Annotated in this window: 18 protein-coding genes; 7 read left to right on the top strand and 11 right to left on the bottom strand. The window is 37.3% G+C overall.

What is annotated here, in order from left to right; genetic code table 11:
* Positions 1-6: 6 nt before the first annotated feature.
* Positions 7-888 carry an anti-sigma-V factor RsiV gene (gene rsiV, locus AN964_RS01115; protein ID WP_055737959.1) on the top strand — a complete coding sequence of 294 codons (882 nt, stop codon included), beginning with the start codon at positions 7-9 and terminating at the stop codon, positions 886-888.
* Between the two features lie 372 nt (positions 889-1,260).
* Entirely contained in the window at positions 1,261-3,222 is a 1,962-nt protein-coding gene (locus AN964_RS01110) for an acyltransferase family protein (protein ID WP_055737958.1), read from the top strand.
* Positions 3,223-3,379: 157 nt separating this feature from the next.
* Here the strand turns inward: AN964_RS01110 and AN964_RS01105 are convergent, their stop codons facing one another.
* The 7 genes from AN964_RS01105 to AN964_RS01075 form a co-directional block, all read right to left on the bottom strand.
* Positions 3,380-3,865, bottom strand: coding sequence for a DinB family protein (locus AN964_RS01105; RefSeq protein WP_055737957.1), 486 nt, complete (start codon positions 3,863-3,865; stop codon positions 3,380-3,382).
* 126 nt (positions 3,866-3,991) lie between these two features.
* Complete coding sequence (locus AN964_RS01100; RefSeq protein WP_055737956.1) at positions 3,992-4,660, bottom strand: YukJ family protein; 669 nt, start codon at positions 4,658-4,660, stop codon at positions 3,992-3,994.
* Positions 4,661-4,715: 55 nt separating this feature from the next.
* Complete coding sequence (locus AN964_RS01095) at positions 4,716-5,042, bottom strand: ArsR/SmtB family transcription factor (RefSeq protein ID WP_055737955.1); 327 nt, start codon at positions 5,040-5,042, stop codon at positions 4,716-4,718.
* Positions 5,039-5,455, bottom strand: a complete 417-nt coding sequence (locus AN964_RS01090; protein WP_055737954.1) for an SRPBCC family protein — start codon at positions 5,453-5,455, stop codon at positions 5,039-5,041. Before AN964_RS01090 ends, AN964_RS01095 begins: the two co-directional genes overlap by 4 nt.
* A 76-nt stretch (positions 5,456-5,531) precedes the next feature.
* Positions 5,532-6,098: a DJ-1/PfpI family protein gene (locus AN964_RS01085; protein ID WP_055737953.1), complete on the bottom strand. Its 567-nt coding sequence runs from the start codon at positions 6,096-6,098 to the stop codon at positions 5,532-5,534.
* A 744-nt stretch (positions 6,099-6,842) separates the two neighbouring features.
* Positions 6,843-7,130: a hypothetical protein gene (locus AN964_RS01080; RefSeq protein WP_055737952.1), complete on the bottom strand. Its 288-nt coding sequence runs from the start codon at positions 7,128-7,130 to the stop codon at positions 6,843-6,845.
* A gap of 160 nt (positions 7,131-7,290) precedes the next feature.
* Positions 7,291-8,982 (bottom strand): peptide-N4-asparagine amidase, encoded by a 1,692-nt coding sequence (locus AN964_RS01075; RefSeq protein WP_055737951.1) that lies wholly within the window; start codon positions 8,980-8,982, stop codon positions 7,291-7,293.
* Positions 8,983-9,924: 942 nt separating this feature from the next.
* On the opposite strand from AN964_RS01075, the gene AN964_RS01070 reads away from it, so the two are divergent.
* From AN964_RS01070 to AN964_RS01055, 4 genes are all read left to right on the top strand, one after another.
* Positions 9,925-10,332, top strand: coding sequence for a MarR family winged helix-turn-helix transcriptional regulator (locus AN964_RS01070; protein WP_055737950.1), 408 nt, complete (start codon positions 9,925-9,927; stop codon positions 10,330-10,332).
* A gap of 14 nt (positions 10,333-10,346) precedes the next feature.
* Positions 10,347-11,318 (top strand): ring-cleaving dioxygenase, encoded by a 972-nt coding sequence (locus AN964_RS01065; protein WP_055737949.1) that lies wholly within the window; start codon positions 10,347-10,349, stop codon positions 11,316-11,318.
* 11 nt (positions 11,319-11,329) lie between these two features.
* Positions 11,330-11,950, top strand: coding sequence for an alpha/beta hydrolase (locus AN964_RS01060; protein ID WP_055737948.1), 621 nt, complete (start codon positions 11,330-11,332; stop codon positions 11,948-11,950).
* Between the two features lie 420 nt (positions 11,951-12,370).
* The gene (locus AN964_RS01055) at positions 12,371-12,874 is read left to right on the top strand and encodes a DinB family protein (protein ID WP_055737947.1); all 504 of its coding nucleotides are present in this window, start codon (positions 12,371-12,373) and stop codon (positions 12,872-12,874) included.
* A gap of 46 nt (positions 12,875-12,920) precedes the next feature.
* On the opposite strand, the gene AN964_RS01050 is transcribed toward AN964_RS01055, so the two are convergent.
* From AN964_RS01050 to AN964_RS01035, 4 genes are all read right to left on the bottom strand, one after another.
* Positions 12,921-14,522 (bottom strand): bifunctional metallophosphatase/5'-nucleotidase, encoded by a 1,602-nt coding sequence (locus AN964_RS01050; protein ID WP_163258598.1) that lies wholly within the window; start codon positions 14,520-14,522, stop codon positions 12,921-12,923.
* Positions 14,523-14,819: 297 nt separating this feature from the next.
* Complete coding sequence (locus tag AN964_RS01045; protein ID WP_055737945.1) at positions 14,820-15,785, bottom strand: quinone oxidoreductase family protein; 966 nt, start codon at positions 15,783-15,785, stop codon at positions 14,820-14,822.
* A gap of 204 nt (positions 15,786-15,989) precedes the next feature.
* On the bottom strand, positions 15,990-16,694 hold the full coding sequence (locus AN964_RS01040) for a class I SAM-dependent methyltransferase (RefSeq protein ID WP_055737944.1): 705 nt from the start codon (positions 16,692-16,694) through the stop codon (positions 15,990-15,992).
* A gap of 475 nt (positions 16,695-17,169) precedes the next feature.
* Positions 17,170-17,622 (bottom strand): GNAT family N-acetyltransferase, encoded by a 453-nt coding sequence (locus AN964_RS01035; RefSeq protein WP_055737943.1) that lies wholly within the window; start codon positions 17,620-17,622, stop codon positions 17,170-17,172.
* A 126-nt stretch (positions 17,623-17,748) separates the two neighbouring features.
* Between AN964_RS01035 and AN964_RS01030 the strand changes: the two genes are divergently transcribed.
* A complete protein-coding gene (locus AN964_RS01030; protein WP_055737942.1) occupies positions 17,749-18,423 on the top strand; it encodes a FadR/GntR family transcriptional regulator in 675 nt (224 codons plus the stop codon).
* The last annotated feature ends 8 nt before the right edge of the window (positions 18,424-18,431 follow it).

Raw genomic sequence — 18,431 nt, 5'->3', positions numbered from 1 at the left:
TTTTGGATGGATAAGAAGTTGGAGCAATTAAGAAGTGAATATAAAAATATCCCTATTCCGGCTGAACTTGATGAGATTGTGCAAAAGGCACTAAAACAGCCCAAACAACCCACACGCACCTACAAATGGATTTTAGGAGCAGCAGCCGCTGCAGCCATTTTCATTGCCAGCGTAAACACAAGCCCTACATTTGCAAAAACATTGTCCGACATACCAGTAGTTGGAAGCGTCGTGAAGGTAATTACGTTTAAGGAATGGAATGTGGACGACAAAACATACAATGCACATATCAAAACACCGGGTATTAAAAATCTGGAAAATAAAAGTCTAGAGAATAGCTTAAATCAAAAATATTTAGAGGAAAACAAAAAATTATATAAGGATTTTAAAACGGAGGTTAGCGAATTAAAAAAACAAGGTGGCGGTCACCTAGGAGTTGATAGCGGTTATGTTGTAAAAACGGATGACGAACAAATCCTCTCCATCGGCCGTTACGTTGTCAACACAGTAGGGTCGTCCTCTACAACATTTAAATACGACACCATTGATAAAAAAAATCAAGTGCTAATCACCTTACCAAGCTTATTCAAGGACGACAGTTATATAAAATTAATCAGTAATAATATTCAGGATCAAATGCGTCATCAAATGAAGGAGGACCCGGATAAAATTTATTGGGTAAGCGGCACAGGAGACAAAGATATTATGCCAGGAGATATGTTTAAGAAGATTTCCGCTAATCAAAACTTCTATATAAACAAGGATCATAAACTGGTCATTTCTTTTGATAAATACGATGTTGCACCTGGATATATGGGAGTAGTGGAATTTGTCATTCCGACTGATGTTATTTCAAAAGTTTTGGTTGGACATGAGTATATTCGATAAATCCACATTTACAGGGATAGATGGAAAAGTTTATCCCTGTAAAAATATGTTGTTACAACTGCCTAACATTACTCTCATCATTTTCAACCCGCATTTGTAAATAATTTTTGTTTGAAATAGAAAACTAGAAAAAACTTTAACAAAAACCATTGATACATCAGTAATATAAATGTAATATTTGTAATATACATGTCTTAATTTGAGCAATATTCGTGGAGAGATGGATGAAAGGAATCTATTAATATAGAAAATAAGCATTTTCGGCTTTCGTTGAAAAAAGTAAAGTATTTTGAACGGCTTCTTTCATTATCGTTTCCCTTTATTGTCCATACATACAACTTGTTTTACTTCATAAAGGAGGGAACTCATTTAATGAATACTAAACGATACATTCATTCACTTGATGGTTTACGAGCGTTAGCCGTATTCGCCGTCATCTTCTACCATCTCGGTTTTGGATGGGCATCTGGAGGCTTTCTAGGAGTCTGTGTTTTTTTCGTACTTTCCGGATACCTTATTACCGATCTTCTTGTCACAGAAAAAGACAGAAAAGGAACAATCGATTTAAAAAACTTCTGGTATCGCAGAGCGAGGCGTCTACTGCCAGCTATGTTCACCCTCCTTATCGTGATTTCATGCTGGGTCATCTTATTTGACCGCCATTTTTTAGATACTTTGAAGGGAGACATTATTGCAGCGGCTTTGTATTTCAGTAATTGGTGGTATATTTTTCACCATGTTTCTTATTTTGAAAGCTTCGGTTCTCCTTCCCTGCTTACTCACTTTTGGTCATTAGCTGTGGAAGAACAATTTTATTTACTTTGGCCATTATTCATTGTAATCGGGTTAAAGTTTTTATCAAAACGGTCCGTACTAATATTAACTTTACTTGCTGCCGTCCTTTCCGGTATAGCAATGGCCATCCTTTATCAGCCAGGTATGGATCCTAGCAGAGTATACTACGGAACGGATACCCGCGCCTTTTCTTTATTAATTGGATCTGCTCTGGCCCTATGTTGGCCTAGCCAAAAATTAGCTGCAAAAGTACCTTTAGCATCACGCTTTTTTCTCAATTTAGTTGGGGGACTCGGACTTTTTGTTTTACTTTGGATGCTAGTACGAACCAACCAATATGAAAGCTTTTTATATTTAGGCGGAATGGTTCTATTGTCAATCGTAACTGCGTTTTTGCTGGCTGCCCTTGTCCATCCTGCAAGCAGCATCAGCAGAATTTTTGATGTGAAAGCCCTGCGATTTTTAGGAGTGCGATCCTATGGCATTTATTTATGGCATTATCCGGTTATTATGCTAACAACACCTGCCGTCAATACAGAGGGAATATCTATCGTTAGAAGTATATTTCAAATTGGACTTATTATTTTACTTTCATCCCTTTCCTATAAATTTATTGAAAATCCTATCAGAAAAAATGGATTTGGTGTGATGTGGAAAACGCTGGGCAAGATGTCCTTCAGACGTGCGTTTGCTTTTATAGGAGTATCCGCAGTATTGCTTATTTCATTACTCGTGATTTCGAATGAACCGAGTGCGAAAGCGAATAGTAAAACGGTTGCTCCCCCAAAACACACAAAAGTCCATACTGAAAAGAAGAAAATGACTGTTGTTGAAAAACCACGGAATAATCATGATGTAAAACAGAAAGTGGATGTCGCCAGTAAAGAAACTTCTACTTCGCCATCAACGGAAAAGAGAAAAAGTCCTGTACAGATAAAACCAAGTGATAACAAAGTCAATCAACCATCACAAAAAGTTACAGAAAACAAAGTGACTAAGAAAGAAGATCAGAAAGTAAATCAACAAACTGTCCAAAAAAGCAATCAAAATACCCAAGGCACACCGCCTCCAAAATCAAATTCAACCATAACAGCTATTGGGGATTCCATTTTGGTCGACGTAGAACCTTATTTAAAAAAGGTGTTTCCATCCATAAAGGTAGATGCTGAAATAGGCAGGCAAATGTACCAAGCGCTAGACCTAGTGAAACGAATGAAAATTAACGGGGAATTGGGCAATGTGGTAATTATCGAACTCGGTACAAATGGTCCTTTTACAAATGGCCAGTTAGAAACCATGATTAAGACCATTGGAGTGAACAAGAAAATCATATTTGTGAATACTCGGGTTCCACGACCTTGGCAAAACGTTGTGAACACTACACTGAACTCGGTAACTGCAAAATATCCTAATACATCTCTTGTAAACTGGTTTTCTGCTAGTGCCAATCATAATGATTACTTTGAGCCTGATGGTGTTCATCTTAATCCAAAAGGTGCAAATGTGTATGCATCTTTAGTGGCTAATACGGTTAAATAAGTAGCTAAAGGGCTGCTGAATGGGGCCGCAATATTGTTCAAATGTCACTTAATTGTTACTCGAACAGATTGAAGGACACAATCAGCATGCTATGAACCATCGAAATGATAAAAAAACCATCGCCAAGAATTCTAACCTGCATTCTTGGCGATGGTTCTTAAAATTGCATTGCCTGTTTTACTTCCTCAATTTGTTCTAAATGGCGCTGTTCATGATATCCTATTAATTTAACCCATTGTTTCAAACTTAACATTCCAAATAAACGATGAGCCATTGCTCTATTCGCCAAATCATCCTCAGATGTATGCGAAACAAAATTTATTAAAGCCTCACGAGATTCATCAAGCTTGCTTTTCATTTCTTTTAATGAAGTAAATTCGTTGGAAGGCTTTAAAAATTCTGGCGCATCGATCTTTTTTGATCGATTTAACAACATATTAATAGGTACTTCCGAAGTTGGTTCAGTATTGTACTTCAATTCTTGAGTCATTCTTTGTACAACAACCTTCTCCATCAAATATAGATGCTCCAAATTCTGCATAATAGACCATTTGCCTTCTTCAGGCGTTGTATTTAACTGCTGATCCGATAAGTCACTTACACTTTCCAATAATTCTTTTCTAATCTTATAGTTATGTTCCATGAAAACCCACCCCCACTTATCTCTAAAACTATTTATCTATACAATCTAGTGTAGAATAATATGCAATATTATTTTCGGGAATTTTCTTATGGTGATAAGAACGTTGAAGAATTAACACAGGTGATTTTACTTAACATGTTCTGCAGATGGCATGGCATTTCCATTGTCATCGGTACACCAGGATTGAGATTGGAAAGCTAAAAATATCGCCACCCACCTATTTTCTTGTTCAAAATGCAGGAGAATTCCCCCATCTTGCCATATCCCATTATCCTTTTGCCAATGGCCCTCATTTCCTTGGTTCATATGAATATCATGAATCCCATTTCCAGGTGTAAATCCAAAATACTGATCGGGCTGATTTTGCTCCGGACCCCATCTTTGCCCAAATGCGTAAACAATTGCCTTTGTATCAATAGCTTGTTTAAAATAATACTGAAATTTATCGTTTAAATCATTATTAGGACCATCTTCATCAGTTGGCAGAGGGATCATTTGGGATCGATCTAATAAATGACCTCTTATATAATCGAGTCCAATATCAGGATGATTATTTTGTATAGGGGTAAAACCAAACTCTAAATCTGGTAACTTTGTAATTTCTTCCGATTTGAAATTCTCACCTACAAAATATAATACTTCTGAGGGATAGTCTTGAGATTTTGTATTAATGGCAATCCGGTACCCTATTCTATTTTCATCCACAATAAGTACTTGAAAATGAGGCTTTTCGTTGCTGCCCAACATCGTTTTGACTGCTTTTCCTTTTAAAACTCCATAGTTTTTTATAGGCAATTTCCATTCCTCCATTTGTTTTAGAATGTTAAGAGGATGAAAACATCCTCTTATTTTACTCTTCATCATTTTCAACAAATTCTTTGAGTGCCGAAAGTCTATCTGCCCAATATTTTTCGAAAAAGCTTAGCCATTTTTGAAGTTCCTTCAATGGTTCAGGTTGGAGCTTGTACCTTGTTTCACGCCCTACTTTTTTACTTTGAACAAGACCTGCATCTGCCAGAACATGCAGATGTTTATTGACCGCGGTACGGCTGATAGGAAATTGTTCAGCAATGGAAGCAATTGGCATTTCCTTATCAGCAAGCATTATTAGCATCTTCCGCCTGGTTGGGTCGGCAACCGCTTGAAAAACATCGTGTTTTATAACGGTATCTTTCATTTTAGTGATTCTATATAAGATACAAGTTTACCTTCTTTAATTTTAGCCCAACCTTCATCCATAATGCCACGGATAACCGTATGCGGTTGATTAAATTCGGTAACCTTGTTTTCATCCCAGCCAGAGTGAATAAGTGTAAACTCTGTTTTCCCATCTACCTCTTTTAATTCAAACGTTAGATGCCAATCCTTTCCCCAATCAAATCCAACTTTATAGGGAGGCTCAAGTTCGGTTACTTTGCAAGGAGAATCCCCATATGGTCCTGCATGCAAAACAAATTCTTTTCCAAGGACCGGCTCAAATGTATTGTCCATCCACCACGCTGCAATTCCCTCTGAAGTTGCAACTGCTTTCCATACCTTATCAATTGGTGCATTTAAAAGGACAGTGTGTTTAATATCTGGTAATGTCATGAATAAAACCTCCAAAGAAATTATAACACTAAAAGGTGTCACGTTCATTATAACACCTTTTAGTGTTATTTCAATACTACTTATTAATTAGAGTTTGATTTCTTGAAAGTTTTAATGCAATATTTTTCAATCTTGGGTCTTCTTCCATAAGTCCACTCTTCTCTAAAACCGCCATCATAAATTCGAAATGGGCGGATCCTTTACTAGTAATCAGCTTTTCACCGACCACAATGTCGGTATCCGTGTAATTTCCTTCAGTAAAGTACTCTGAAAATATTTCTTTAATAGGAGGCATCGTAGTAAAATCACCTTTCACTAAGCCAGCACCCGCTACGATTGCTGAAGAGGCACAACTTGCAGCAATAAATCCATTAAACTCTTGTAAAAATTGTTTCAGATGTTGATTATCTACCAATTCCTTGGTCACCCTCCCTCCAGGGAACAGTAGGAAGTCATATTCATTCGGATTTTTATGCCCAATACTTTCTGTATGAACCAAAACTCCTCCATCAGTAGATACCAAACCGCCATTAATCGATAGAGTCTCAATCTGATAATCGGCATCTGTTAAAAACTTTAGTAGCAGCGAAACCTGCCATATAGCAAAATCATCATATACGAAAAATCCAACCTTTTTTTGCATTTCTTCACCCTTTACTACGCATATTTTCATTATAGTGGCAATATTTAAAATATATCAGTCTTTAATTATAAATGGAAATATTGTATAGAAATTCCTCATTACTACTCATTCACTTTCCTTTTACAAGGAGTTCCTTATGGAAAAATACATTATTCTTTGTATCTCCTTTTGTATGATTCTGATATCTCTCATTTCTATGTACGAAATGAATAAACCTAGATTGGGACCTGTTGGTAACGGAACCTTTTCCACTCTCTATTGTGTTACTTTTATTTCTATACTCATTGCAGGCATGTGTTACTTTTTCTATTGTATATTGTTGTTTAAAAGGGAGCGAAAATAATTGAAGCAAAACAAAACGAAGATGCTTGTTTTATCATCGGAACCATGGCAATTTTGGCTTTTTTCGTAACGGAGATTTTTCAAATTCGAAGTAATCATCTAGCAAACTTACTTAAAATAAATCAGTGTTTTGATAATGATCGGACAACATTAATAGAAGTAGAGACTTCTTTCGGTTACACCAAAGTTATATGTAGTGAAAATTAAACCTGTTTTTGAATATATTTTATAAAAATATAACTCTTTAAGACAATACCACCGAAATTTTTTTATGATTCATTATTTCACAATTTTAAAATCACCCTCTGCCACTATGTCATCCCAGTCATCTTGTATTCTCATCGTATATTCACCTTCATCAATGGGAGTAAAGAAACCGAAATATACAGCAGGAGCCTTTTGTCAAATTTCATTTAAATTAAGATCAAAGGAATCATATATACTTTTATCCTTTCCTCTGAAAATAGCTACTTTGTAATGTTCTGTTTCCTCCATTTGATCAAAACTAAAATATGATATTTGATTTGTTTTTAAAACATTGGATTCCATTAATTGATGTGTTTCATTATCTATATTATTTGCAAAATCAATTTTTTCTGGTGAATTAACCCACCAAATAAACCAAAAGATACAAGCTATTATTAAAACTAATATGATTCTTGCTTTATTCCCCCTAATAAATTTTTTCATTGAATTGATATTTCCCCTTATTTTATGTTTTACTGCCTAATTATATCTGCTTTTGGAATATTTTAATATGGGAAATAGAGTGGAATATTATTAACAAAATTCAATTTATATATAAAACAAAAACCTGTTTTTACATTTCAAAAACAGGTTTTTTTATCAGCTATTTTCCTTTCTTAGACAATGACCCAAGTTCTAAATTATAAGTAACGATTCCTCCATGCGACATCAGCACTTGATGGTAGGATTGTTCGTTGGAGTCTTTAAAATCAACAACTGCAGTAGTGGCGCCTTGAGCTGTATCCGATTTTGAACGATAAAGTGATGCATATCCTTGTGTGTTTAAATATAGGGTGCTTTCGTATGGAGACTTCCATTCAGGTCCATTTAGGACATTGTATACATGCAAGGATTGTGTTAAATTGGACGGCAATAAGAAGGAAGAACCGTCCTGCGTTGGCATGTAGCCTGAACCACAATCGAGTGTGTACACTTCTTCTGTATGTTTCGTGCTTGCTTTTTGACCTTTCTTTGCAAATGATTCATCCATTGTGACAACTTGTGCGTTGTGAACAATCTGGACCCCGCCCTCATTGTAATTTGTTTGATCACTTGTATTATTGCGTGATGCCTGAATGGTAGATGTATAGTGCTCTCCCTTTGCATCAATTACCCCTTGAATTTCATAACTCTTATTTGCGTTCTCTCCAAATAAATTATTGTCATTACCAAATAGATCCGTTTTTGTTTTATCCGATTCTGTCGGGAATGTTAACGTGTTTTTCACAATTTTTCCGGTTGTAGGCTTTCTATTATTTTGATATAAAAATAACGATCCGCTCATCAACCAGTAATCAATATGCTGATTCACTTTGATACTCAGTGTATGTTTTCCGCCCAGCAGTCCTGCAAATGGTGTTAGATTCACACGGTACGCCGTCATATCTAAAGTATGGATCCCTTGAATAGGACGCCATAAATATGGATTCACCCCGCCTGTATATAATGTCGGCTCAGGCCAAACTGCTCCTGCTGGCTGCCCATCAATATACACCTCAATTTCACGGAAGTCCGGCTGCAACGACCACCAAAATTCATCATTATTTTGTGGTACAGCATATAAATCCAGATAAGCTCCTTTGATGTCTTTCGGTAAATCTAGCGGAACATCCATGGAGGAATTCTTTTCGTACATATAAAAAGGTGCTGCATCCTTTGTGATTGGAATGATTTTATCCGGTGTTTTTATTTTCAACGGATCTGCTTGCTTATTCTTTTTGCCTTTTTCCTCAGGATAGTATTCTAACTGAATAGACATTTCAGGAATTCCAGTGTATGTATCATTTACGTAGTTTTCCAACTTTGTAGTTAGCACTTGTTTGCCTTGCAGAACCGGCAGATATTCTGTAACATCCTTCTGGATTTTCCACTCTATCCCGTCCTTTGTTGGTTCAGGTGTCACGCCGACAAATATTTGCGAGGAACCCGCCCAAATTTGGAAGAGTCGATCATACTGTCTTCCCTTTTGCGTTCCAGTAATCGTTAAGATGACCTTCCCCCACTTATCGGAAGGAAGCTTCACTTCACTCTTCACAGGTGGTTTCGCATTTCCGAACTGCTCCTTATTCAACACCTTTACAACGGTTGGTTTTGTAGAAGGAACCGTAATAGGTACACCAATCGAAATAGGATTATCCGTTTTGCTGAATTGCTCCGTCTTCGCAACAGCTAGTGTGTTAGCGAATGGTTTCTTTTGAATACCCTGCTTTTCTGCAAAAGTAGATTGGCTGCTTCCTAACGTGAGCAACGCTAAGGCAATACCTGTGCACGCAAGCTTCATTCCTGTTTTTTTCATAAAATAACGCGCCTCCTGGATTTTTGACTATTATGATAATTTCGAAGTACAAATGTTATTTCCTTCCAACTTTTGAACCAATTATTTAGTAGTTCAAAAGTTGGATAATTAATGAGGAAGGGGTTGATTGGGAACAATTCACGAAGTATCGTGACCGCAACCGTGGATGGTATTGATGAACGGGAACAATTCACGAAGTTTCGTGACCGTAATCGGGAATAGTATTGATGTACGGGAACAATTCACGATGTATCGTGACCGTAATCGGGAATAGTATTGATGTACGGGAACAATTCATAGAGTATCGTGACCGCAATTGTGGATGACGTTGTGGAACGGGAACAATTCACGAAGTATCGTGACCATAATCATGGATGACGTTGATAATCGGGAACATTTCACGATGTATCGTGACCGTAATCGGGAATAGTATTGATGTACGGGAACATTTCACGATGTATCGTGACCGCAATTGTGAATGGTGTTGATGTACGGGAACAATTCACAAAGTATTGTGACCGCAATTGTGGATGACGTTGATAATCGGGAACAATTCACGATGTATCGTGACCATAATCATGGATGACGTTGATAATCGGGAACATTTCACGAAGTATCGTGACCGTAATCGGGAATAGTATTGATGTACGGGAACAATTCACGATGTATCGTGACCGCAATTGTGAATGGTGTTGATGTACGGGAACAATTCATCGAGTATTGTGACCGCTATCGTGGATGATGTTGTGGAACGGGAACAATTCACGAAGNGTATCGTGACCGCAATTGTGAATGGTGTTGATGTACGGGAACAATTCATCGAGTATTGTGACCGCTATCGTGGATGACGTTGTGGAACGGGAACAATTCACGAAGTATTGTGACCATGACTTGACTTTTATATCAGTTTAGTTATAAACTGATTCAACAAGAGGTGATGTTATGCAAGAAAAACTCAGTTTAATGATTTGGTTCCGATTATCGCGAATTTATAACAAAAGCATCCGGGAATCGAACCAATACCTGAAGAAATGGAATTTATCTATTGCTCAATTTGATGTGTTAGCACAAATTGGATCACACAAACGTTTATCCCAACAAGAGCTGGCAGATAAACTCTTGGTTACAAAGGGAAACATCACACAGCTTTTATCGAAATTAGAAGATCTTGACCTTATAAAAAGAGAACAGGAATGGAAAACAAAATATTTATCCTTAACGGAAAAAGGAAAAACACTTTTTAATGAGGTAGTCCCAAAACAAGAACAATTCCAGGCATCACAGTTCAGTAAATTAAATCAGGAAGAGAAAAAGCAATTATTAGAGTTGCTTAGAAAAATACAAAATTAATGGAGGGAAATTATATGGAATTAAAAGGGATTCATCATGTTTCAGCCTTAACAGCGAAAGCCCCTGATAATTTTGACTTTTATACAAAAGTACTAGGCCTTCGTTTAGTAAAAAAGACGGTTAATCAAGATGATATTTCCGTTTATCATTTATTTTATGGCGATGAAAAGGGAAATCCGGGTACAGAACTAACGTTTTTTGAAATTCCTCATGCTGCGCGCACACATGAAGGGGTGAACAGTATTTCTGCACTTTCTTTACGTGTCCCAGATGATCAGGCACTTGTATTTTGGAAAAAACGCTTTGAGGAATTGCATATTGAGCATGAAGAAATTAAAAATCGTGCCGGCCGCTCCACTCTTGCATTTAAAAATCATGAGGGGCAGCGTCTAATTTTAGTATCGGATGAGAATAATGTTGGAGTAAAAGGCGGAAAACCTTGGGATAAAAGCCCGATTCCTCAAGAGTACGGAATGCTGGGATTAGGTCCTGTAAAGCTAACTGTTCGGTATGCTCCAGCTACTGTTAATGTATTAACAGATATATTAGGATTTCGCATGAAGGGACAATATTCTTCCGAAGTCGAAGGTCAACCCGATATTCTTGTGTTTGAAACAGGTGAAGGTGGTACGGGTGCAGAAATCCATGTCGAAGAAAGAAACGACCTGCCACCGGAACGTCTTGGACGCGGCGGGGTTCACCATGTTGCATTTCGGGTAGAGGATGAAGAAGAGTTACGGGAATGGATTGCCAAAATTCGAGCAGCAAGATTCCCGAATTCCGGATTTGTTGATCGTTTTTATTTCCGATCTCTTTATTTCAGAGAGCCAAATGGTATTCTTTTTGAGCTTGCGACAGATGGACCTGGGTTTGATACAGATGAAGATTTGGCTACTCTTGGCGAATCGCTTGCCCTCCCGCCATTTTTAGAAGAGAAGCGCGAACAAATTGAAGCTAAATTAAAACCATTAGATACAAAGCAATAGAAAGGTGAAGAATGATGAGACATATTTTTGAAAAAGGGCAAAATCCTGATGCCCCTACCCTCCTTCTTCTGCACGGAACAGGAGGAACCGAACACGATTTAATTAATGTAGGAAAAATGATTTCCGCAGAATCTTCTTTATTAGGTGTGAAGGGAAATGTATCCGAGTTTGGAATGGCTCGTTTTTTCCGACGTCTATCTGAAGGGGTTTTTGATGAAGAGGATCTTATACTTCGCACAAAAGAACTAAATGAGTTTTTAGATGAAAGTGCGAAAGCATATGAATTCGATCGGAATAATATTGTTGCAGTTGGTTATTCGAATGGAGCTAATATTGCAGCAAGCTTGCTTTTTCATTATCAAAATGCGTTAGCCGGAGCTGTCCTTTTCCATCCTATGGTGCCAAGACGTGGGATTGAATTACCTGATTTGAGCGGAACTTCCGTTTTTATCGGAGCCGGTGAAAATGACCCATTGGTTCCGCTTCAGGAAACAAAAGAGCTTGCGGAGCTCTTGAAAGATGCGAAGGCAAATGTAGAAGTGCTTTTTGAGCAGAATGGACATCAATTATCCGGCAACGAAGTGTATGCTGCTCGGGATTGGTTGCAGAAGAAGTTTTTGAGAGATAAATAAGGTATTTGTATTGACCCTGCTATAGTTTTAGCGGGGCTTTTATTTTGGGGAAATTGGATGGTTGAGGTTTTGGATTACTTTTGGTATTTGTTGATACGGTTTTGCCATCTTTATTAGCGTTCCAAACTTGATAAGTTCACTAGATTTTCTGCCTAATTCAAACACCATTTGGGTTTCATTATCTTTTTCCACACTCTATTTTATTTTCCACAGTTTTCTCATTTTTCACAGGGTTTATATCCATTATTTCAGAGAGTTATATCTTTCATGTTCAGCAGTAGCTTTGCTGTGTTCTTACCCATTCAACGTGAAGCTCCGTTTTCCAAAGCAAACCATTCCACATGATTTTCCCTCGCTAAATGTATTTTGATGAACATGTAAGTCAATGATAAATAGGATAATAATCAAGGAGGAATAAGAATGTTTCAATCTATTGAAGAATTTTTGAATCTGTGGGAGCATGAGAGCAACTCTACTCAAAAAGTTCTAGAAGCATTAACCGATGCATCGCTTAAACAGGAAGTATCCCCTGAAGGACGTAATTTAGGAAGAATCGCTTGGCATCTTGTGACTTCACTTGAGGAGTTCGTTTCACAAACAGGTTTGCAATTCGAGGGAGCAAAATCTGACCAAGATGTGCCGACTTCTGCAACAGAAATTGCCAATCATTATCGGAAATCTAATGAGGCAATGGTTGCTGCTATCAAGGAGCAATGGACAGATGCGTCTCTAAAGGAAGTTCACAACATGTTTGGTCAACAGTGGCCAAATGGTTTCACTCTATTAAACTTAATTTTGCATCAAACTCATCATCGCGGACAAATGACGGTGCTTATGAGACAAGCAGGCCTTAAGGTTCCAGGTGTATACGGTCCTGCTCGAGAAGAGTGGAGTGCAGTTGGCATGGAGCCCCCTAAACTTTAATATCAAAAAGCCCTTAGCTCTCTATTCAAGCTAAGGGTTTTCTCATTTAGTTAATCTTTTGTATTCTATTTTGAATCTCCATCGTAATCGGGCCAGTTTGCTTTTTCACATAATCCACTAATGCATCTAAATCAACTGGTCCATTTACTTGATTCTTACCATTAGCAAATTCCGTGAACCCATCTCCACCACTTGCCAAGAAATTATTCATAGCAACTTTATAAGTTTGATTTGGTTCAATTGGTGTACCATCTTCTAAAGTTAACGAAACGATTTTATCATTCGCTTTTGTACTATCCCAAGTATATTTCATACCGGAGATTTGCAGCATTTTGGAAGAACCGTCTGTACGCCATTGTTGATTCAATGCTTTACGAATTTGATCACCAGTTAAGTCCATCGTAATCATAGTATTTCCAAATGGTTGAACAGTGTAAAGATTTCCCCAAGTAATGTCTCCGCTGTTAATGTCCGCACGTATTCCACCAGGGTTCGTAATAGCAATTTGGGACTTTGTAATATCACGCTGTGCATCCGTGATAAAATCACCTAAATTGGATTCGCCACTTTCATTTTGTTTGCCAGTTAATGCAGTCGTTGTCTTTCCAAGTACTTGATTAATTAATGGGGCAACCCTCTTCTCATCCTCGTCAATCATCGCTTTAATTTGCGGATCTGGAGTGATTGAATCTTGATAGGTTGTTACAATTTCTGCGCTGTCTTTTACAACATCTTTTGTTCTCGGATCGATCCAAAGATGGACATCGGCAAACGCTGTTCCATATGAATAGGCTTGTACAACTCGCTTCCCGGCTACTTTCGTATTAATATACGCATGGTTATGACCGCCGAAAACCACATCCACTTCAGGATCAATATTCTTTGCTATATCAATCACTTTACCAGTTGCATTTTTTCCGTCATAATCGGAGTTTCCTGGATCATGCGCCAAAACAATAATGGTTCTAACCCCTTTTTTCTTTAACACCTTTGCATATTTATTGATTGCTTCGGTTTCGTCTGTAAATTCAACATCCTTCACATTTTCTGGCATCGTAATACTTGGTGTTTCGGTTGTATCAACACCAATAAATCCAATGTTTACTCCATGAACCTTTTTGATTACATAAGGTGGTAACAACGGTTTCTTTGTCTTTTTATCTATTACATTGGCACAAACATACGGGAAGTTTAATCCTTTAAAATATTCCCCAGTGGTAGGATTCTTCCCTCCATAAATTTGCCGCATCATTTCTTTTACACCGTGATCAAATTCATGATTACCAAGTGTTCCAACATCAAAATGAAGTGTATTTAAGATGTTTAAAGTAGGTTCATCTTGAAATAATGCCGATACCGGTGCAGAAGCGCCTACTGCATCACCACTTGTAACTAACAGGGTATCTTTCACTTGTGCTTTTCTTTGTTTTAAATAGGCTGCGAGTACATCCGCTCGTCCAACATTTCGTCCACTAACAGTACGAGTGACATCCAACTGTCCATGTAGGTCATTGATCCCAAGGATTTGTACCTCAATTGGATGTGGATGGTCTTTTTTAATATTCTTTGCTGCCGCATCCACTGATGAAAACGGTAAGGTCAATAAGGATGCCAGACCTACTGATAATAATAGATTTCTTTTACGCAAATCTCCCACTCCCCCAAGTTTAATAGTTTACAAGATTCAGTATAAATAACGGACATTGGACACACAACAAGCAATAATATGCGTATTTTTTACAAAAATTGTGTTGTAAATTTATCCAATATCGTTAATTTGAACCATAAAACGAATAATCAAAATTACCTACTCGGACAATCACCATGTCTATAAAAATCATAATACTTGAATGTTAATTTCATATTTTGGGAGTTTCAATTTATCGTTAATTTAACTAAAAAAAGAGCATTCCTACCCAGATAGAAATGACCCTTGATTTTTTGATTAAGGAATTAATAATACCTTTCCAGTACTTTTTCTGCTTTCAATGAATTCGTGTGCTTTTGCACCTTCCCTTAATGGAAACAAGGTGGCTTCAGAAATCTTTAGTTGACCGCTTTGAATCCATTTAAATAGTTCTCCGGATCGCGCAACACGTTCTGCACGTGATGTCAGCACATTCCAAAGATCTCCCCCTGTCAACGTTTTGGATGTATCCATCAGCATTCTAGGATCAACTGGTGCTGGATCCCCTCCTGCCATTCCAAAAAATACAACTGTTCCACCGATACGTGTTACATCAAAGCTATCTATTAGTGTTGCTCCTACCGATTCATATACAACATCTACGCCACAATCATTTGTTACATCTTTCACTTGTGCTTTCCAATCCTCAGTATATAAAAACACATTATCTGCCCCTGCTGCTATTGCTGCTTGACGTTTTCCCTCCGAGGAAGTTAAGCCAATTACTTTTCCTCCAAGCAATTTAATGATTTGAACTAGCAGCTGTCCAACTCCTCCAGCTGCGGCGTGAACCATTCCTACATCTTCATTTTTAATGGAATAGCTATCTTTCGTTAAATAATGTGCAGTTAAACCCTGCAATAACAAAGAAGCCGCTGTTTCATACGAAATACCAGCAGGAATAGGAATCGCTTTATCCTGAGGTACTGCTACTAGCTCTGCATTAGCGAATGGAACGTCAGCGAAAGCTATCCTATCTCCTACCTTAATACCTTCAACCTTACTGCCGACTTGTTGCACAATACCAGCACCCTCGTATCCCAAAATATAAGGGGGCTGACCGACTAAATGATAATTGCCTTTTCTTCGGTAAACATCTGCAAAGTTCAATCCAATTGCTTTCATTTCTAATAAAACTTCTTCAGAACCAATTTGCGGATCTTTTATATCTCGATATTGGAGAACTTCGGGTCCGCCAAACGCTTCAAATATGAGTGCTTTCATGATGTTCGCTCCATCTCTTTAATAAAATCCTGTTTTAAAAAATAAATCCATTTTTGTTATTTTATCAACCATTTTTTCCTTTATTATAGACTATTGTGATTTTACAATGAATAAGTCGAACAGCTCCAATGTTTGGTACCAGACCTTTTATGCCCCTTCCAGCCCAGCTTATGCAGCTCCTTTGCTATGAATAAATTAAAAACCCTATGTCCTACTAGCTACATAGGTAATAGCATTCGTCCTTAACATAACATCTTTGCCATCTCTACTAATTATATATTCTAGAGGGTTAACCACCTTCGTTAAAATATCCCATCCTCTATAATGTTCCTCGAGTTTTTGCAGCATTTCATTCGTAGATAAATTAACTTCCATATATGCTTCCAGCGATTCATTCGAAGTCCTGTCTATTTCCTGGACCTCCGAATTAACAATTAAACAATGAAGTCCGTATCTCTTTGTTCCTTTCGTCATTCTTTCTAATAGATGATCAAGTACTTCCTCTGACCGAACATGCTCTAAACTCGAAACTGCTACTATTAAATCATACTCCTCCAGCTTAATATTAAACTCTCCAATATCTGCGTGAACCGTTTCGATTACCTCACTAACATCATATTGCAGGCTATATTGTTCTAAATGTTTTAAGGCAGACTCTAGCAAGTCTACACAAATAACCTTGCCAGCCTTGTTTTTTATTTTTTTCGCGATAGGAATACTGTTTCGGCCAACTCCGCACCCTAAATCCAGAACCTTTACATTTTCTTTTTCTTCTAGCACAGGTATTAGGTCCATAACGGTTTTTACTGGTTTATACAGCCATGAGCCTTCCTCAAATAATCTATAATTGTCATAGCAATAGTCGTGGTATTTTTTCTCTTCTATCCGAATAGAATTAATTCTTTCCACAAAATCTTCTTCTCCTTCTTTTACTACAATTTTTTTATTCCTTTTAGCTATGTAAGTAGCAAAGGTATTTATATATATAAATGTGAATATAAGTTTATATAAATTTTATCTTAAGGAGGTGTTTAATATTGGGGTTGTTGATTATTATCATGATTGCTTATTTACCTTTATTTTACAACATCCATAAAAGATTAAAAAATATCGAAGAGCATATTCCAGACATAGATCACCCAAAATAATAATGTTATGAGAATAGTTCCGTCCTTAATGGAACAAATTCATTATCCTGCCTCTCATTATCAGTTCAAAATTATGATACGTTTTAGTTTTGAGCAAAATTAAACTTAAATAGAAATAACCCTAAATTTAATGTTTCCACTTAGGGTTATTTATCGTTGATAAATATACTTTCCAAATATATTTTGTAGTTGATCAAAGACAACGAGGCCAATTTTTCTTAAGCTAAAAATATCTATTATAAGTCTTGAGACAATCTCACCATATCAATTACTTGGATTCCATTCTCGTATATTTCTTCATCATAATGTCTGATAAAAAAATCCTTATCTATGCCAACAATCCGAAAGCCACATTTTTGATAGAGCGCCAGCTGACCTACACTTGAGTTTCCGGTTCCAATTTCGATAGTTTTATAGCCTCTTTCCTTTGCCCGCTTTATTGCATCGTTTACTAATTTTTTGCCGATTCCTTTGCCATGGCAATGTTCAGCAACTGCAATATTTACAATCTCTATTGTTTCTGGCCGTGTTGGAAGCAAGACATATTCTCCAAGGATACTTCCTTCTTCCTCGGCAACAAAGCATTCGCCCCGACCAATGTAATCCTCCACTAGTTTTTGATTAGGGTCTGCTAATAAAAACAATTCCAGTGGGTACTGTTCCTCCGGTCTTAATTCTCGTATTTTCATGGTTTCACTCCTCACAGTATTTTATTATTCGTCATTTATATTCCCATTACCTTTAATTTTACATTTTTATTATGATATGTTATATTACCCAATGAACCAATCATCCTACAAATTTAGAGGTGCCATATGGATATTGCAAAAACAAACCGATTATCGCTTGTCGAACAAATCGTTTCACAAATAGAATCTCTTATTGAATCTGGGGCATGGTCTGTTGGGAGCCGAATTCCTCCAGAATTAGAATTAATGCAGCAGCTGGATGTAAGCCGTAATACTTTACGTGAGGCAATTCGTGCTCTTGTTCATGCAGGACTTCTGCAAACTAGACAAGGAAGTGGTACATATGTATGTTCCTCCAGTACTCTTGGAGCAGCACTGCAAAAACGGATCCAAAAGGCAAATCTTATAGAAATACTGGAGGTTCGCCATGCATTAGAAAAAGAAGCAGCACGGTTGGCAGCCATAAGAAGAAACCAAAACGATCTTGAAAATATACAAACCTATCTTGAGGCATGTCTAGCAGCTGCAGAACATAATGACAGTGAAGCATATGTGGAAGCGGATATTCAATTACACAAAGCGATTGCTGTGGCAGCCCACAATAGTATGCTGATGGATCTTTATGAGCAAATGTCCGTGCCCTTGCACGAATCTGTTCATAATTTATCCGAAATGACCTGTCATACCGACTTTCACCATCATGTTCATTGGAAATTAGTAGACGCTATAAAGGAACAAAATCCCGAGCAAGCGATAGAAGCGGTTACCGAGTATATTGAACAATTTATGGAAATTTTATAATTAGAGCG

It is taken from the genome of Heyndrickxia shackletonii, assembly GCF_001420715.1.
GTDB lineage: Bacteria > Bacillota > Bacilli > Bacillales > Bacillaceae_C > Margalitia > Margalitia shackletonii.
This window is presented reverse-complemented; position numbering and strand designations above follow the sequence as displayed.

Excerpts from the sequence above, each read along its gene's own strand:
- AN964_RS01055 (WP_055737947.1), top strand. The coding sequence starts at position 12,371 with ATGTTTCAATCTATTGAAGAATTTTTGAATCTGTGGGAGCATGAGAGC.
- AN964_RS01045 (WP_055737945.1), bottom strand. The coding sequence starts at position 15,785 with ATGAAAGCACTCATATTTGAAGCGTTTGGCGGACCCGAAGTTCTCCAA.
- AN964_RS01090 (WP_055737954.1), bottom strand. The coding sequence starts at position 5,455 with ATGACATTACCAGATATTAAACACACTGTCCTTTTAAATGCACCAATT.
- rsiV (WP_055737959.1), top strand. The coding sequence starts at position 7 with ATGGATAAGAAGTTGGAGCAATTAAGAAGTGAATATAAAAATATCCCT.
- AN964_RS01030 (WP_055737942.1), top strand. The coding sequence starts at position 17,749 with ATGGATATTGCAAAAACAAACCGATTATCGCTTGTCGAACAAATCGTT.
- AN964_RS01085 (WP_055737953.1), bottom strand. The coding sequence starts at position 6,098 with ATGCAAAAAAAGGTTGGATTTTTCGTATATGATGATTTTGCTATATGG.
- AN964_RS01075 (WP_055737951.1), bottom strand. The coding sequence starts at position 8,982 with ATGAAAAAAACAGGAATGAAGCTTGCGTGCACAGGTATTGCCTTAGCG.
- AN964_RS01105 (WP_055737957.1), bottom strand. The coding sequence starts at position 3,865 with ATGGAACATAACTATAAGATTAGAAAAGAATTATTGGAAAGTGTAAGT.
- AN964_RS01080 (WP_055737952.1), bottom strand. The coding sequence starts at position 7,130 with ATGAAAAAATTTATTAGGGGGAATAAAGCAAGAATCATATTAGTTTTA.
- AN964_RS01070 (WP_055737950.1), top strand. The coding sequence starts at position 9,925 with ATGCAAGAAAAACTCAGTTTAATGATTTGGTTCCGATTATCGCGAATT.
- AN964_RS01095 (WP_055737955.1), bottom strand. The coding sequence starts at position 5,042 with ATGAAAGATACCGTTATAAAACACGATGTTTTTCAAGCGGTTGCCGAC.
- AN964_RS01035 (WP_055737943.1), bottom strand. The coding sequence starts at position 17,622 with ATGAAAATACGAGAATTAAGACCGGAGGAACAGTACCCACTGGAATTG.
- AN964_RS01060 (WP_055737948.1), top strand. The coding sequence starts at position 11,330 with ATGATGAGACATATTTTTGAAAAAGGGCAAAATCCTGATGCCCCTACC.
- AN964_RS01065 (WP_055737949.1), top strand. The coding sequence starts at position 10,347 with ATGGAATTAAAAGGGATTCATCATGTTTCAGCCTTAACAGCGAAAGCC.
- AN964_RS01110 (WP_055737958.1), top strand. The coding sequence starts at position 1,261 with ATGAATACTAAACGATACATTCATTCACTTGATGGTTTACGAGCGTTA.